The following is a 16,471-nucleotide window of genomic DNA, read 5'->3' as shown; positions in this document are numbered from 1 at the left end:
CCCACCTGAGGCGCCGAGGAGGAGTAAAGACGATGTATCCACGGCAAGCAGCATGGCGGCGAAACGCGGGGCGGCGGCGAGGCGGATGGCTCGCGCTCGGGGGCCTGTCCCTGGCCCTTGCCGGGTGCGGCGGCGCGGCCAAGACGACGCCCGCCGACGGCTCGACGGTCAAGCGGGACGGCGGGTTCCTCCCGGGCAGCGATTCGGCGCTCCCCGGTAAGATCGGCACCAACTGCAAGCCGGTGGGGACGGTCGCGATCCACACCAGCACGAACGGCAAGGCGCCCTGGATGCCGCGCCTGGCGTGGGCGAACGATCAATACGGACTGACCTTCGCGCAGGAGACGGTGGTCTCCAGCACGGTGAAGACCAACCCGATGTTCCTGCGCCTGAGCAAGGACGGCAAGGCGCAGGGCGAGCCCGTGGCGCTCACCAAGGACCCCAGCGCGCGCATGATGGAAGGGGTGGCCATCGCCAACTCCGGCAAAGACTTCGTGGTGGTCTGGGGGGACAACCGCGAGGCCTCGGACAAGAGCGACCTCTACTTCCTGAGCCTCAGCGAAAACGGCGAGCGGCTGGCCGCCGGCGCGGTCTGCAAGGACCCGGGCTGCGGCGAGGTGAAGGTCACCACGTCGACCAAGGCGGGCTATCCGTACCTGCTCCGGCCGGGCTTCGTCGAGGCGGGCGGGGCGAACCAGCTGGCGCTCACCTGGCGCGATAGCCGCAACTCCAAGACCACGCCCTATCCTCCGTACGAGTCCGGACGCAGCGACGTCTACTTCAAGGTGATCAAGGCCGACGGCGCGGAGCTCGTGCCGGAGAAGCGCATCACCACCGACACGTCCAAGAAGGCGCCCTTCTCCCCGGAGCTGGCCTTCGACGGCAAGCAGTACGCCATGGTCTGGCGCGACTTCCCGACGGGGGGGAGCAACGAGCACTTCTTCCTGCTCCTCGGGCAGGACGGGACGCCGGTCGGCACGGAGAAGAGCCTGAGCAAGAGCTACGGCCTGCTCGACTCCACGCCGGACCTGGTTTACGCCGGCGCCGAGTTCGGCATCGCCTTCTCGGAGAATCCGTCCAAGGACAAAGGCATGGTGCAGTTCTCGCGCATCACGAAGACCGGCGACCTGCTCGCGGCGCAGACGGTGAACGCGGCCGGCTCGCCCTGCACCCCGGCCGTCTCCTACAACGGAGAGCGCTACGCCGTGGTCTGGCAGGACAACTGCGGCAAGGAGGGCTCGAAGCTGGTCTTCGCGATCCTCGATGACGCGGGCAAGCCCATGAAGGCCGACGGCAAGAGCTGCGTGAGCGATCCGGACGAGCGCTGCGGTCTCGTGACGCTGTCGCCGGACGAGAAGGGGACGGCGTCCTTCCCGGAGGTCATCTCCGTGGGTGGAGCCTACGCCGTGGCCTGGATGAACGCCCCGCAGAAGCAGATTCTTTTCACGCACGTGGTCTGCAGCGCGCAGTAGCGTGGGGGGCGGCCCGCCGGGTGGGGGAGGCCCGCGCCCGGCCTGGTCGCCGCCAGCGAATCGCGTATACTCCCTTCGTTGTGTTGCCACCCCCAAAGGAGATTCGACATGCGTAAGTTGATCGTAGCTGCCACGACGGCCCTCGCCCTGACCTTCGCTTTCTCGACCGCCTTCGCCTGTGGCGAAGAGGGCAAGCCGGCCGCCGCGAAGAAGGGCAAGAAGGGCAAGAAGGGCGACAAGGGCGGGGACGAGGGCGAGAGCAAGCCGGAGACGAAAGAGCGCAGCTAGGTAGCTACCGCAGCAGGTCGCTCGCGCCGAACTCGAACCGGTAGACGTCGAGCTGGCCCGAGCCCGTCACGTCGTGGTCCACGCCCATCGAGCCCAGCGTGCGGCCGAAGCGGTCGCGCGCCTCCACGAGCAGCTGGTACCGTCCGACCCGGAGCCCGGAGAAGTTCCGGCCGGTGCTCCACGCCCCGCCCCGGCAGTCCACGCGCACCTGACGGAACTCGGGGCCGTGGGCCTCCGCCACGAAGTAGTCCACGCCGAACCGGTCGCACTGACTGAGCCAGCCTACCCCCTCGAGCGTCCACTGCACCTCCAGGTCCCCGAGCCGCGTCGCCGGCACGGGCGTGTCTACGTAGACCGACGGCACCTCCGCGCCCACCTCGATGAAGCAGCCGGTGCCGAGCAGAGCGGAGAGCGCGAGGGTGGTTCCGAGGACCAGCGTCGTTGTTTTCATGGCTCATCTCCTTGGGGTGCCTTCGTGTGGCGACCCCGTCTGGAGGGGGTAGAGAGCATCGCCCGTGCCAGGCGCCCTCCCGCGTGGCCCTTGGGTTTTCCCCGAGGGTGTGAACGTCCGGCGACGCCATGAGTCCGTGCACCCGTCGTCCGGCGACATCGCGTGCCCGTGCGCCGGATCATGGACGCCGCGTGCGAGGCTGACCTAGGCTCCAGGGCCATGACGCGATATCCATGGCTCGGAGGCGCCGCGGCAGTTCTGGCCACGGCCTGGCTTGGGGGCTGTTCCGCACACCTACACGTCGCGCCGGGGGAGGGAAACCTCGTCACGAGTCCCGGAGTGCTTGGCGTGTGGGCCGACTGGATCAAGGAGAAGCGAGACGGCTACGACGTGCGGCTGAACCTCATCAGCGAGTCGCAGCAGGTGCTGATGATCCACGCCAGCCAGCTGCGCTGTTTTCGCGGACGCTATCCCGGAGTCATCCATAGCCGGCACCTCGAGCGCCGGCCGGTGCTCCTCCTCGGGCCGCGTGCCCGCGCGGTGCTGGTGCTGCACTGTCGCTTCAACGCGCCCGTCCCGGGGGCGCCGGCCGTGGAGATCGCGCGGGTGCACGAGAACCCGTCGGGGGATGGGATGACGCCGGGGCAGGTTCTCGCGCAGGACCTCAGGTGGGAGGCGGGCGGTGGAGGGGGAGCGGGACGGGGCACGCCCTCGGCGACGCCGCCTGCGCCTCCGCCGGCGGCTCCCCCGCCCGAGGGGACCCCCGAGGGGGCTCCCGAGACAGAGGCGCCCTCGCCACCGACGCCGTGACCGACGGTGCCCGCGGCAAAAACTTCTACACATCGCGACGGGGGTTTGTCACACTTTCGGGGTGCTGAAAGGCGGTTGCTGAGAACGCGTTGGGTTGGCCGAAGCCACAGCTCCTGACGGGGGGCAGAAGACGCCACGTCGCGGCGTCGCAGAGCATGCCGGTCCACAAGCTCGTCGGAGGTGGGCCCCCGCCCGCCACGCACGACCTGATCGACAGCCGCATCGGGATCCACGACAGCAATCACTTCGAGGTCAAGCTCGACTACTCGATCGACCCCAAGCTCGACCAGACGCGGTACCGCGTCGAGACCTACTTCTTCGTGCCGCGCAGTCTCGGGATCAACAGCTACACCTACTCGCGCGAGCAGTTCTACAGCGACATCCAGGCCTACATCCGCTTCAAGACGCCGCAGGCCTCGCTCGGGTCGCTCTGCGAGGAGGACAACCGTCTCTCGCCGCTCGCTCGGTTGGCGAAGATGGTACCGAAGGTGCTGAAGGACCCGCGGCGCGAGGACTACCTGAACCAGATCAGCTACGACCTGCGCCTCGTGGGCTGTCTCATCCGCGCCAATCTCCGGGATCGCGTCACGACCCAGTGCGAGCGGTTGGAAGCGGCGAACGGCGACCCGGCTCGCCGCGCGGCGGTGGTGGACGACGTGCGTGCGAGCGGTCGGCGACTGATCGCGGAGCTCGAGGCGGTAGTGACGCGCTTCCGCGAGCTGCGCCCGGCGCTGCTCGACCCGGTCCTTCCCGCGTGGCTCAGGGAGACGCACCAGTACGTGGACGAGTACCTGAGCCTGGCCAGCGAGACGCACCTCACGCGCCTCGTCGAACAGATCGACCACCACGCCGAGCTGCGGCCGGCTCTCGAAGAGGTCCGGCAGAAAGCCCGCGACCGGCTGCTCGCCGAGCGGGAGCACCGGCGCGGCTCCGGGTACCCGAGCGTGCTCGACGGAGGCGGCAGTCGCGAGCACTTCGTCTACCGGCAGGGTCTGCTCAAGAAGTTCGTCATGTCGGTGCTCTTTCTCGAGATCAGCAAGGAGAAGGAGGGGCGCCGCATCGCCGACCTAGGGGCGGCCATCGCGGCGGGGCTGGCCATGCTCGTGGCCACGGTGGCCGGCGTCTTCGCGCAGCAGCGCTACGGCCTGAACACCTGGCCCTTCGTGGTGGCGCTGGTCGTGAGCTACATGCTCAAGGACCGGCTCAAGGACTGGCTGAAGCTCTACTTCTCGGCCAAGATGACGCGCTTTCTCGCCGACTACGACGTGCGCATCCACGACCCGCTGCACGGCGTGAACATCGGCCGCTGCCGGGAGGCCTTCAGCTTCATCGGCAAGGAGAAGGTTCCCTCGGAGGTGCTCTCGTTCCGCCATCGCGATTCGAAGACGATGATCGAGACGAGCGGCAAGCCCGAGGTGGTGATGAAGTACGAGAAGGAGATCACGCTGCTTGGCAGCTCGATCGCCAATCTCGACGACCTGCATCACGACATCAACGACATCATCCGCTTCGACATCTCGCAGTTCCTGGTGCGCACGGACGACCCCGTGGCGGCGGTGCCCGCGTATCAGGTCGAGACGGATCGCGTGGAGCTCGTGGAGTGCCCGAAGGTCTACCACATCAACGTGGTCTTCGTGCTGCGGGCCCAGACGGGCGAGGCGGGCCGGGTCACGATGGAGCGCATCCGCGTGATTCTGGACAAGCGCGGGATCCGCAAGCTGGAACAGGCGTAGCGCGGGTCCGCGCCTCGGACGCGCGGCGCGTCGCGCCTACTGCGTGACGAGCTTGAAGCGCAGGCGCAGGAAGTTCACCGGCGCGCCCTTGGTGACGCTGTTCGGGCACTGGCTCCCCGACAGGGTGAGCAGCTGGCCGTCCACCAGGCTCGCGGCGCTCGGCTTCACGAAGCAGGTCCCCACCTCCTTGTGCCACTTGAAGCCGTTGTCGTCCACGACGCGGCAATGGGTCCCCGCGAGCAGGCTCGTGATGCCGACCGGGAGCTTGAGGCGGAAGGGGGGCAGCGAGGTGAGCTGTCCCTTGGCCACGTCCCAGCTCGCGTAGTAGCGGTCCGTCACGGGATGCGCGCCGTTGTCTCCCCACTCGTCACAGGCCACGTACAGGTCGGGCGAGCTTCCATCCTCGTCCTTCCACACCGTCGGGTTCACGCTGGCGTCCACCGCGTGCACCGTCCATTTGGTGTCCGTGAGTCCGTCGGGGCAGGAGCCCTGGGTCGCGGCCACGCTCCAGCCCGAGCCCGTGCAGCCGTAGCAGCGTCCGTCGAGGCCCAGCCGGTACCGCTTGCTCCCGTAGGTGGCGCCGCACTCGTTCGCCTTCCAGAGCCCGCCCGTCCCCACGCATTGCTCTACGGCGCGGTTGTTCTGGATGAAGCACTCGCTCGAGCAGCCCCGGACGGGACACGCGTTCGGCGGAGTCGGGGTCGGCGTGGGCGAGGGAGAGGTACCGGTGCCGGTGCCCGTGCCCGTGCCGATGCCGCTGTCCCTGTTCTTTGGCAGTCCGCCGTCGGCGCCCTTGGTGGACTCGGCGGCCGCCGCCTTCGCGCACACGCCGCCCGTGCCGGAGACCTCGCACCGGCTGCCCATCTTGCAGCCGCCGCACGCTGCCCCGCCGGTCCCGCATTGCCCGTCGAGCAGCCCCGTCACGCAGGCCGTGCCCTCGCAGCAGCCCCCGCAGGTTCCTGGCCCGCAGCCCGCGCTGTTCTGGCAGGTGCCTCCCTGGCAGGTGCCGCCGCTCGCGGTGCAGCTCACGCAGGCTACCCCGCCGAGGCCGCAGACCTCGTCGCTCCCCCCCTCCTGGCACTGACCCCCCGCCGTGCAGCAGCCGTTGCAGTTGTGGGGGCCGCAGCCCGCCACCGAGGGGGGCGGCTCGGGCGTCGCCTCCCGGTCGTTCAGCGGAGCGCAGCCTCCGGTGCCGAGAGAACAGGCGAGGAAGAGGAAACCGACCGCCCACGTGCCGTGCGCCATTCTCGGGGATCGAAGCAAGCCCTGGACCAGCCCTGCCCGACCGGCACGGGTCCAGGGATCTCCGGGGTTTTTCGCCTGCGCGACCCGTGCAGCTCCCGTCGAGCGCTTCCGCGCCCCTCAACCCGGGTGCGTCAGAACCCGGGATCTCTGGGGACAAGTGACGCCATGCCCGGGTGCGGCCCTGGCCGCCGGCCCAGCCGTCAGGCAACCCCGGTGGGCCTCGGGGAATGCCGTAACCACGCGTATGTTCGCGTCTGCGGCGCGGGTGGTCGTGGTGTGGTTCTTGCTCGTCCTTCCGGGCTCGAAGGAGGCCGTTCCGCCCCGATGCAGAGGTCGTCCCTGAGTCGCCTCGCCGCCCCGGCCCTGGTCGCGGCGCTCCTCTTCGTCCATCCCCTCACCATCGAGGCCAAGGGACCGGCCCCGGCGCTTCAGAGCGCCGATTCGCCCGCCCGGCCCGGGACGCAGCTCTCGGGGCGACTCCGCGCCCAGCGCGCGCTCCTCTACGGCGTCGAGTCCTGTCGCGTCGCGGGGGTGACCTTCGTGGGTCGTCGGCTCTATCGCCCGGTGCTCGAGCACGGCCGCCAGCTTCTCGAGTGGGTGGGCTCCATGTTCCGCAAGTACGTCTCGGCGAGCGCCCCCGACGCCCACTCCGCGCGCTGGAAGAACGCCGAGGCCTGGCACGATCATGGCGAGCCCCACATGGGCTTCGGGCACGAGGTCTACGCCGGCTCGCCGCTCATCACCTCGCCGCTGATACCTCCGACAGGGGCCACGATCAAGGAACTCGGGGAGCAGGTGCGGGTGGTCGGCCGCGACGACTACGTGCGCAAGGTGGAGTTCGGCGCCGCCGTGAACACCTCCGGGATGAGCTACCCGCAGCTCTCGGCGCGTGCGCTCGTGGCGCTGCTCTACGCCCACGTGAAGCTGGCCAAGGCCGGCGTCCGCCAGACCTACAGCACGGGGGAGGGCGGGCCGCACATGCACCTCGCCGTGCTGAGCGGGGACGGGGAGGCGCTCAAGGCCTTCGTGCTGGCCCACGGCGCGCAGCTGGGCGACATCCGGCCCGGCAGCTACGCCGAGGCCAAGGTGCGCGTCTTCATCGATCGTCTGATGAAGGAGCGGCAGAAGCTCTTCGCCGACCTCTCCCCCGAGGACGTGAAGAAGGCGCAGATCGTGATGCAGTTCGGCTCGGCGCTGAATGGCGTGCGGGGCGCCGACGGACGTATCGACTGGACGCGCCTGAAGGACCTCGGGGCGAGCCCCTACGTCGCCATGGTGCAGTACAAGCTGAAGCAGGCGGCCAAGCGCGGGGCGCGGGTGGACGCGAGCAAGCTCTCCCCGATCGCCGCGGCCGTGCGCAATCTGTCGCGCAAGAAGGACGCCGCGTCGCCCCCCACCACCGACGAGTTCAGCAGCTTCGAGTCCATCGCGCGGCTCGTGAAGCGCACGCGCCAGGAGGTCCGCAAGCCCGTCTCGCTCAAGTTCGGCGTGGGGAGCGTGCAGGACACCTACACCTTCCTCAAGTTCCTCGTCGAGAACGACGCGCTGCCCGATCACCTCCAGCTCGACGGTGCGGACCGCGACTTCAGCCCGGGGAGCGGGAACGCCACGCCGGGCGACAACACGAGCCTGCCGATCAACGAGGCGACGATCGTCGTGGACGCGATCCTCAAGAAGCTCGGCGTGCGGGACCGCGTCTTCGTGGAGTCCACGGGCGGGGCCCTCGCGCCGGCCGACGTGGTGGAGAAGCTCGCCCTCGGGGCCGACGGGGTGGGGGCCGCGCGGCTGATGCTCGGGGTCGGCGTCGGGTGCCGGATGGCGCGGCACTGCGACGGGGCCGGCAAGCTCGGCTGCCCGTGGGGGATCGCCTCCAAGGACGATGCGCTCGCCACCTACGCGCTGGATCCGGTGAAGGTGGGGCAGCGGGGGGCGCTCGGCGCGCTGGCCTTCAACCGCAAGGTGGCGCTTAACCTGGCGGAGACGGGGACGCGCGACTGGCGCCTCTTCCGGCAGAGCCACGGCCTGCACGTCGCGGACAACCAGCTGCTGAAGTACGACGAGGGGCTGCGTCCGCAGAAGCTTCGAGACTATTACCGGCACGTGGCCGGTCTCGTGCCGGCGGATGTCGCCTCCCCGGACGAGCTGGCGCGGCTGGTCTTCGGCGGGGCGATGCCCGCTCCGGCGGCGCGTTGACCGCGACGGACCACGCCGTTCCCCTGGCCGAGGTCGTGCGCTCCGGGCGCCGCGAATCCCTGCACCACGGGGTGCTCGCCGTCTGCGACGCCGCGGGGCGCGTGGTGCTCGCGCGCGGCGAGCCGGGCCTGCGCACGTACCTGCGTTCGAGCGCCAAGCCCTTTCAGGCGGTAAGCGTGCTCGAGCTCGGGACCGCGGAGCGGCTGGGTCTCACCGAGGAGGAGCTGGCGGTGATCGTGGCCAGCCACGGCGCCGAGCCTTTCCAGCTCGAGCTCGTCGCGTCGATCCTGCGCAAGGCCGAGCTCACCGAGGAGGCGTTGCAGTGCGGGCCGCACGACCCGCTCCACCGGCCGTCGGCGGCGGCGCTCGCCGCGCGGGGGGAGACGCCCCGCCGCGTGCACAACAACTGCTCGGGCAAGCACGCGGGGATGCTCGCGGCGTGCCGCACGCAGGGCTGGCCCGTCGAGAGCTACCGCGACCCCGCGCACCCTCTGCAGGAGCGAAACCGGCGCACGCTGGCCGCCTTCGCCGGCATCTCCGCGGACGGGCTCGCCGTGGGCGTGGATGGGTGCGGCGTGCCCTCCTTCTACCTCTCGCTGGCCGAGGCGGCGACGGCCTTCGCGCGGCTGGCCACGGGGGCTGCGGATCGACCGGAGCATCACGCGGCGGCGACGCGGGTGCTGGCCGCGATGCAGGGCTTTCCGGTCCACGTGGCCTACGAGGGGCACTTCGGGGCCTTGCTCTCGGAGCACCTCGGCCCCGAGGTGGTGGCCAAGGGCGGCGCGGAGGGGGTCTTCTGCCTCGGGCTCCCGGGCCTCGGGCTCGGCCTCGCCTGCAAGATCCTGGACGGCGCGAGCCGCGCGGTGCCGACGGTGGTGCTCGCCGCGCTAGGGCGCCTGCTTCCCGTTGCGGACCTCGAGCCTCTCCGCGCGAAGGCGCTGCGGCCGGTGAAGAACACCCTCGGAGAGGTGGTCGGCGAGCTCCGCCCGGTCGGTCTCTGACGGGTCTTCTCCGTCGGACGGAGATGCGGTAAGCCTCCGTCGAGCCACTCGCCGCGAGGCCACCATGGAACACCGCATCGAGCACCTCTTCGACGTGCCGGAAGACCGCCTCTGGCAGGTCTTTCTCTTCGACGAGGAGTACAACGACGGGCTCTACCGGCACTTGAAGCTGAAGGTCGAGGGGCGGCAGCTCGAGCGCGAGGGAGAGGGTGAGAGCCTGGTGGTCCGGCGGACCGTCGAGATGGTGCCCGACCGGCAGATCCCGTCGGTGTTGAAGGCCATCATCCGGGGCGCGACGCTCGTGCGCGAGGAGGGGCACTTCAAGGCCCGCGAGCGGCGCTTCGAGATCGCGCTCGTGGTCCCCATCTTCGGCAACCGGGTGGACTACGGCGGCTGTTTTCTGTGGGAGCCCGTGGAGGGCGGTCGCAAGACGCGTCGCATCTGGGAGGGCTACTGTCGCGCGCGCATCCCGCTCGCGGGAGGAGCGCTCGAGCGGTACCTCCTCGGTGAGATGGAACGCGGGCTGGCTCTGGCCTGCGAGTTCGCGACGGGCTACTTCGCGACCCACGCGGCGTGAGGCCCCGGACCGCCGGAGGCTAGCCGCAGTTGCCGCCCCCTTTGCAGGTCTTGCCCGGCGGGCAGCAGACCGGGAAGCTCCCCGAGGAGCACTGGCGCTCGGTGGGGCAGCAGCAGCCCTTGGCGAAGCACTTCCCGCCGGTGCAGGCGGCAGGCGGCCACGAGGCGGTCGCGCACTCGCTGTCCGCGGCGCTGCACCCCGTCGAGGCCCCCTTGTCTGCGGTCGTTCCCTTGTCCCCCGTGGTCCCCTTGTCGCGGCGCCCGCCGTCGCTGCGTGGCTGGCCGTCGTGAGACGCGCCGGAGTCGAGCCAGCCGCTTCCGACGTCCCACGAGCCGCTGCCCCAGTCGGCGTAGACGCCGCGATCGCGGTAGCTGACGCCCTTGTCGAGCTGGCTGCGGTCCTTGACGGGGGCGCAGCCGAGGGGAACGAGGCATACGGAGAGGGCGCAAAGAAGGAGCTTCATCCCTCCTTCATAACGTGGGGGGCGTGGGTCAGGCAAGGCGGCCCTGGCGCAACGCGGACACCGCCGGGCTTAGGCCGGCTTCTGCCGTCCGGCGGCGACGAGCCGGGCGACCATCTCTCGCACGTTCTGCGGGTCGAAGGGCTTGTTCAGGCGCGGGTTGGTGGTCTCGGCCAGGAAGGCTTCGGCGCGCGGGGTGAACGCACCGCCCGTGACGAGCACGATGCGTCGGGCGGCCTCCCCGTCCAGCGCCGCCAGCCACCTGTAGAGGTCGATCCCCGACATGGTGGGCATCGTCACGTCGCAGAGAATGAGGTCGAAGCCACGATCGGTGGCCAGGATGTTCTGCGCCTCGGCACCGGAGGCTGCCTCGACCACGGTATAGGTCTCGAGGATGCGGCGGAGGACTCCCCGAACCAGGGGCTCGTCGTCCACGATCAACAAGCGTCCCTCGGAAGGCGCTGGTGCCGGCCCCGTCGTCTCCCCCATAGCCTCCTCCGCCGCGTCGGTGGACAGAGCGGCCTCGCGGGCCTCGTCCGCCGCCCGCAGCCGCACGGTGAACGCGGCGCCTCCATCGGGGTGGTTTCGCGCGTCCAGTCGGCCGCCCAGCGCCTGCACGATGCTTCGCGAGATCGAGAGCCCGAGCCCCGTGCCGCGTCCCGGGGGCTTCGTGGTGAAGAAGGGCTCGAAGATGCGGGCTCGCACGGCCTCCGAGATCCCCGGCCCGGTATCGCGGATCTCGGTGCAGACCTCGTCACCCTCTTGCCAGGTGCGCACGCGAACCTCGTGGCGCTCCGCCTCTCCCTCCGGCAAAGCCTGCGCCGCATTCACGAGCAGGTTGAGAAACACCTGCGCCAGCTTCTGCTCGGAGCCGAGCACGTGGGGCACGGGGGCGAGATCTCGCACCAGGCGCGCCCGATACTTGAGCTCCGCGGCGGCCATGTCCACCGCCGCGTCGAGGGGAATGCGGAGGTCGAGGGGCTGCACGTCGCGCCTCTCGACCCGGGAGAAGGAGCTCAGGCTCCTGGCGATCTTGCGCACGCGCCCCGCGCCTTCCGAGGCCTGTCGCACTCGCTCCACCACGTCCTCCCACGACGGAACGCCCCGTGCGCCTCCCGACGTGGCACGTAGCGCCTTTCGCGCGTCGTCGCTGAGGAGGGCTTCCAGCGCGTCGCGCGCGCCCCGTTCGGCGGCTACCATGCGGGGCAGGTCCTCCGCCGCGGTCTCGAGGTTGTAGAGCACGTAGGCGAGGGGGTTATTGATCTCGTGTGCCACTCCCGCGGCGAGGAGGCCGACCGACGCGAGGTGGTCCGCCTCGGACAGGTTGGCCTGCAGCTGCTTCTTCTCGGTGAGGTCCGCGAACTCGATGAGGAGACAGAGGGGTGCGCCGTCCGGCGCTCGCTCGAGGACCATGCACACGTCGGCCCAGACCGCCTCGCCGTCGCGGCGCAGTAGGCGCATCTCCCTCCGCGGCGCGGTCTCCTCGCCGGCCAGCACCGCGCGCAGCCAGGCGCGGCACTCCTCGCGCTGGTCGGGGTGCGCGAGGGCCACGAGGTGCAGCGCCTCGAGCTGAGCTCGCTCGTATCCGAGCAGGTCGCAGAGCGCGCGGTTCACCCGGGAGAGCCGTCCGTCGGGAGAGGTCAAGGCCTTGCCGAAGCCGGCGTTGGCGAAAAAGAGCCGGAACCGCTCCTCGCTCTCCCGCAACGAGGCCTCGACAGCCACGCGCGCGGAGATGTCGATCAGCGCGACGCGACAGCAGGGCGTGACGCCGGTGCGCGGCTGCTCTCGCACGCCCTCGAGGAGCAGCCTGGCCTCCGCGGCGTTCTCCGGCTGGAGCGTCACCTCGCAGGTCTGGCGCGTGCCGGTGGCGAAGACTTCGCCGAGAAAACGATTGAAGGTCGGGCGATCAGCGGCGGCGACGAAGAAGCCGAGCAGCCGGCCGGCGAGCTTCAGGCGGGGCAGGCCGAGAAAGCGCACGGCGGCCAGGTTCCCCTCCGCGATGCCGCCGCGCGCATCCAGCGTGAGGTAGCCGACCGGCGCCAGCTCGAAGAGATGGAAGTAGCGCGCCCGAAGCGCCTCGGTCTCCCTTTGCGCGGCGCGGAGCTCTTCGTTCTGCAGCTCGAGTTCCACCCGGTGCACCCGGAGCTCGTGCAGGAGCTCGTCGAGGTCGGGTGGCGGGGGCGCGGCGGTGCCGCCCGGATGCCGTTCGAGCAGGGCCAGCGCGCGGCGCCGAAGCTCCTCCGCGGCCCAGCGAGTCCTCGTGGCCTCGTTCTTTTCCTGAGATTCCTGGCCCATCGCGCGCCCTCCCTCGCCGCTATCCAATCCCTCCCCCGGCTGAGTTGATCTCGCCGCGGGGGTCGCGAGCACCTAGACTTAGCACGGGATAGGGCCCTGACCACCTGCCACCCTCCCGGGCGCGCCGCGGCCCCACTCCTATGCCCCGTTAACGGCCGCGCTTGCGCTCGGTGACGTCCGTGGACAGCACGGCTATGCCGCCGTCCAGCGACGGGAAGGCCCGGACATCGTAGCAGCGGTCTCCCTGTTGGTGCTCGTAGGCCACCCGTTCGCGGTGCAGCATCGCGTGGCGCAGGCGTTCCTCCGCTGGGGTGCCGACCAGCTCCGGTGACTCCTCCCAGAGCACTTTGCCGAGGAGGAGCGCGGGGTCGCGTCCGCTCTCCTGAAGGCGCGCCAGGTCCGTCGGGCCGAGGTGGGCGAACCGGAAGTCGCGGTCGTAGACCACGAAGCCGTCCAGGGTGCCGGCGAGCACGTGCTGGAGCCACTCCGTGGCCTGCTTCAGCTCGGCCTCGGCGTGTCGGCGCTTCACGCTCTCAACGAAGGTGACCACCACGCCGTCGATCTTGTCCTCCAGCGTGCGGTAGGGGACGGCGCGCATGGTGAAGGGGCGCCCGTCTCGGCCATCCACGGCGCGCTCGATAGGCACGAGGGAATCGATCACGCTGCGCACGTCGGCCTCCAGCGTGTCGCACTGGAGGTGGCAGACCACGTCGGTGATCGGGCGCCCGACGTCGCTCGCGATGAGGCTGAAGAGCGTCGTGGCCTGGGAGGTGAAGCGTTTGACGCGGAGCTGGTTGTCGAGGAAGAGGGTCGGGATCTGGATGCTGTTGAGCAGGTTGCGCATGTCCGCGCTGGCGAGCGAGAGCTCGTCGTTCTTGGCCTGGAGCTCCGCGTTCAACGTCATGAGCTCCTCGTTCAGCGACTGTAGCTCCTCCTTGGAGGTGGTCAGCTCCTCGTTGGTGCTCTGGAGCTCCTCGTTGGTGCTCTGGAGCTCCTCGTTGGAAGACTTCAGCTCCTCCTGCGAGGTGCTCATCTCCTCGAGCGTCGTCTGGAGGCTCTCCCGCATGTGCGCCAGCTCGCGCTCGAGACTGGCGACGAGAGCCACGCTCGCCGCGTCGGCCCCGCTCCGCTTGCCGCCCCGGCGGCGGGGCCGCGGCGCGTCCTTGAAGACGATCATCAGGAGCCCGCGCAGCGCCTCGTGCTCGGCAAGGGGCTTCACGGTGACGTCCACGGTCTCCCGCTCGCCGTTGGTCTTGACCGACAGCCCCTTGAGCTCCACCTCGGCCTGCTGGCTCGAGGCCCGCCGCACGGCCAGGGCGAGCTCGAGCCGCAGCCCCTCTCGCGCCATCTCGAAGACGTTGAGGTGCGCGCTCCCGACGGGTGGCTCGAGAAACCTCCCGGTCCTTTGCGTGGTGTAGAGCAGCTCCCCCTTCTCGGTCACGAGCGCGATGGGCGGGGCCACGGCGTCCACCACCACCTGGCGCACGGCGTCTTGCAGCGTGGTCCCGACCCGTGTCGCCGGTGGCGCGCCTGAGGGCGCGGCGCTCGTCTCCTGAGGCAACATGCGCGAGGGGAAGTGCTGCAGACCGCCGTAGGTCGTCGGTACGTCCGCGCGGCCGTAGAGCTTCCAGTGACTGTCCACCGGGTGAAACAGCTCCGCGCTTGGCCCGAGGGACTCCGACGGCCCGAGGAGCATGAACCCGCCGGGGGAGAGCGCGTAGTGGAAGAGCGGGAGGAGCCGCTTCTGGACCTCCGCGTTCAGGTAGATGAGGACATTGCGGCAGCACAGGAGGTCGAGCCGCGTGAAGGGCGGGTCGGCGAGCACGTTCTGGCGGGCGAAGACTAGCATCTCGCGGAGGTGCTTGCGGACCCGGTAGCCCTCGCCCTCCTTGACGAACCACCGCTGCAGGCGATCGGGTGACAGGTCGGCGGCGACGTTCGCCGGGTAGAGGCCCTGGCGCGCGAACTCGATCGCCTCTTCGTCGAGATCGGTGGCGTAGATCTGCACCTTCGGCTGCAGCTGCGGCTCCTCGTCCAGGCACTCCCGGAGCAGGATGGCGATGCTGTAGGCCTCCTCGCCGGTCGAACACCCCGGTACCCAGACCCGGAAGGCGGCCTGCTGGAGGTGCAGCCGTGGGCGGATCGCCCGCTCCTTGAGCAGCTCGAAGGCCGTCGAGTCCCGGAAGAAGCTGGTGACGCCGATGAGGAGCTCCTTGAAGAGCAGCTCGAGCTCCGCGGGTTGCCCCTGCGCGTAGGTCACGTAGTCGGGGAGGCTCGCGATCTGGTGCACGCTCATGCGTCGGTCCACGCGGCGGAGCACCGTGTTGCGCTTGTAGAGGGAGAAGTCGTTCCCCGTTCTGGTGCGCAGGAGCAGCAGCAGGCGGCCGAGCGCGCTCTGGGTCGTCTTCTTCGCCGGGTCTGGCAGCGAGGTGGCTCGCGAGCGGTGCCCGACGTAGGCCAGGAGCTTGGCGGGCAGCTCGTCCACGGGGGCGACGAAATCGGCGAGCCCGGTGCCCACCGCGCTGCGCGGCATCGCGTCGTACTTGGCCGTGGCGGGGTCCTGCACCATGGCCATGCCGAGCTGCTCCTTGATCGCGCGCAGGCCCAGCGTGCCGTCCGACCCCATGCCGGACAGAACGATCCCGATGGCCCGCTCTGCCTGGTCGGCGGCGAGCTGGCGGAAGAAGAAGTCGATCGGCAGGCGCAACCCGCGCGGGGCCGAGGGCTCGAGGAGGTGCAGCACGCCGTCGAGGAGGCCGAGGTCCCGGTTCGGGGGGATAACGTAGACGCAGTTGGGCAGGACGGGCAGCCCCTCGGCGGCCTGGTGAACGGGCATGCCCGTGTAGCGCTGGAGGAGCTCGGGCATGATCCCCTTGTGCGTGGGATCCAGGTGCGGCACGAGCACGAACGCGAGCCCCGAGTCGGCGGGCATCTTGCGGAAGAACTGCTCGAAGGCCTCGAGAGCGCCGGCGGAGCCGCCGATCCCCACCACGGGGCACGAGCTCCTCCGGGTCTCTCGCTCGGGCAGGTCGTCCTGCGTGTCCTCCTGCGCATCGGGTGCGGAGGGCTCGGTAGCGGGCGACGCGGCCGCCGGCGAGTGCTCCTGCGAGGAGCCCTGTGGTCGAGGTTTCATGCGGACTCCACTGGGCGCAGCTCCTCGGACTCGATCACGCGGTTCGTCGCGGCGGGGTCGAGGGCCAGTCGCACGAGGGACTCGGCCAGCACCGCGGCCGTCGTGGAGCGATAGCGGCTGGCGAGTCGCGTTCCGCCGAGCAGGCCGGCGAGGGCCAGCGCCGAGTCCGCCACGCGCGCGCCGAGGCGTTCGGCGGGTCGCGATTCCTCGCGGTCGGGACCGGTGATGAAGGACGGGCGAGCGATGAGGTAGGGCAGCCCGCTCTCGCTCAGCTTCTGCTCCGCCCTGGCGCGGGCCGCGTAGTAGCCCGTGCGCGAGGTGGGGGTCACGCCGGCGGCCGACAGGTAGATGAAGCGCGGCGCGAGCTCCGCCGCGCGGGCCGCGTCGATGAGCAGCGCGGTCAGGCCGTAGTCCACCGTCTCGTAGCTCTCCGCGCCGCGGTGGTCGGCTTCGGCCGCCCGGCCCCGGGCTCGGGTGGTCCCGAGCAGGGCGAAGAGGTGGGTCGGTCGCGCGCGGGCGAAGGTCTCGGTCATCGCCTCGAGGACCCACGGGGTCAGGTCGGGCTCGGCGCCGAGGTCGAGGAAGCGCTCAACCCATTCCGCCCGACGCGGGGAATCGGGACGGAGGTGGGCGAGGGTCCGGAGGTCGCGTCGACGAAGGGCCCGCACGACCTCGTGCCCGGTGTAGCCCGTGGCTCCCGCGACGAACGCGAGTGGCTCCTGCATGGCGGTTCCTCCGAGCGGCGAAGGGTAGCACGGGGTGGGCGCGTCGCGTCGGTCACACGCCGGCCCGTGCGGAGTTCTGAGTGGTCAG

At 70.4% G+C, this 16,471-nt stretch carries 13 protein-coding genes; 7 read left to right on the top strand and 6 right to left on the bottom strand.

What is annotated here, in order from left to right; genetic code table 11:
* The first annotated feature begins 32 nt into the window (after positions 1-32).
* Positions 33-1,472, top strand: a complete 1,440-nt coding sequence (locus IT371_10830; protein ID MCC6748145.1) for a hypothetical protein — start codon at positions 33-35, stop codon at positions 1,470-1,472.
* Between the two features lie 108 nt (positions 1,473-1,580).
* A complete protein-coding gene (locus IT371_10825) occupies positions 1,581-1,760 on the top strand; it encodes a hypothetical protein (protein ID MCC6748144.1) in 180 nt (59 codons plus the stop codon).
* Between the two features lie 4 nt (positions 1,761-1,764).
* Here the strand turns inward: IT371_10825 and IT371_10820 are convergent, their stop codons facing one another.
* Positions 1,765-2,211 carry a hypothetical protein gene (locus IT371_10820; protein ID MCC6748143.1) on the bottom strand — a complete coding sequence of 149 codons (447 nt, stop codon included), beginning with the start codon at positions 2,209-2,211 and terminating at the stop codon, positions 1,765-1,767.
* Between the two features lie 219 nt (positions 2,212-2,430).
* On the opposite strand from IT371_10820, the gene IT371_10815 reads away from it, so the two are divergent.
* A complete protein-coding gene (locus tag IT371_10815) occupies positions 2,431-3,021 on the top strand; it encodes a hypothetical protein (protein MCC6748142.1) in 591 nt (196 codons plus the stop codon).
* A gap of 155 nt (positions 3,022-3,176) precedes the next feature.
* A complete protein-coding gene (locus IT371_10810; protein MCC6748141.1) occupies positions 3,177-4,754 on the top strand; it encodes a hypothetical protein in 1,578 nt (525 codons plus the stop codon).
* Positions 4,755-4,790: 36 nt separating this feature from the next.
* On the opposite strand, the gene IT371_10805 is transcribed toward IT371_10810, so the two are convergent.
* The gene (locus tag IT371_10805) at positions 4,791-5,999 is read right to left on the bottom strand and encodes a hypothetical protein (GenBank protein MCC6748140.1); all 1,209 of its coding nucleotides are present in this window, start codon (positions 5,997-5,999) and stop codon (positions 4,791-4,793) included.
* A 324-nt stretch (positions 6,000-6,323) separates the two neighbouring features.
* On the opposite strand from IT371_10805, the gene IT371_10800 reads away from it, so the two are divergent.
* From IT371_10800 to IT371_10790, 3 genes are all read left to right on the top strand, one after another.
* Positions 6,324-8,192, top strand: a complete 1,869-nt coding sequence (locus IT371_10800; GenBank protein MCC6748139.1) for a hypothetical protein — start codon at positions 6,324-6,326, stop codon at positions 8,190-8,192.
* The gene (locus tag IT371_10795; protein ID MCC6748138.1) at positions 8,189-9,193 is read left to right on the top strand and encodes an asparaginase; all 1,005 of its coding nucleotides are present in this window, start codon (positions 8,189-8,191) and stop codon (positions 9,191-9,193) included. Before IT371_10800 ends, IT371_10795 begins: the two co-directional genes overlap by 4 nt.
* Before the next feature lie 64 nt (positions 9,194-9,257).
* Positions 9,258-9,770: a DUF2505 family protein gene (locus IT371_10790; protein ID MCC6748137.1), complete on the top strand. Its 513-nt coding sequence runs from the start codon at positions 9,258-9,260 to the stop codon at positions 9,768-9,770.
* A gap of 19 nt (positions 9,771-9,789) precedes the next feature.
* Here the strand turns inward: IT371_10790 and IT371_10785 are convergent, their stop codons facing one another.
* From IT371_10785 to IT371_10770, 4 genes are all read right to left on the bottom strand, one after another.
* Complete coding sequence (locus tag IT371_10785) at positions 9,790-10,233, bottom strand: hypothetical protein (protein MCC6748136.1); 444 nt, start codon at positions 10,231-10,233, stop codon at positions 9,790-9,792.
* A gap of 69 nt (positions 10,234-10,302) precedes the next feature.
* Positions 10,303-12,525 (bottom strand): PAS domain S-box protein, encoded by a 2,223-nt coding sequence (locus IT371_10780; GenBank protein ID MCC6748135.1) that lies wholly within the window; start codon positions 12,523-12,525, stop codon positions 10,303-10,305.
* A gap of 148 nt (positions 12,526-12,673) precedes the next feature.
* A complete protein-coding gene (locus IT371_10775) occupies positions 12,674-15,658 on the bottom strand; it encodes a PAS domain-containing protein (GenBank protein MCC6748134.1) in 2,985 nt (994 codons plus the stop codon).
* A complete protein-coding gene (locus IT371_10770) occupies positions 15,655-16,383 on the bottom strand; it encodes an NAD(P)H-binding protein (GenBank protein ID MCC6748133.1) in 729 nt (242 codons plus the stop codon). Before IT371_10770 ends, IT371_10775 begins: the two co-directional genes overlap by 4 nt.
* Positions 16,384-16,471: the final 88 nt, after the last annotated feature.

The sequence above is a fragment of the Deltaproteobacteria bacterium genome (assembly GCA_020848905.1).
Lineage (GTDB): Bacteria > Myxococcota_A > Polyangia.
This window is presented reverse-complemented; position numbering and strand designations above follow the sequence as displayed.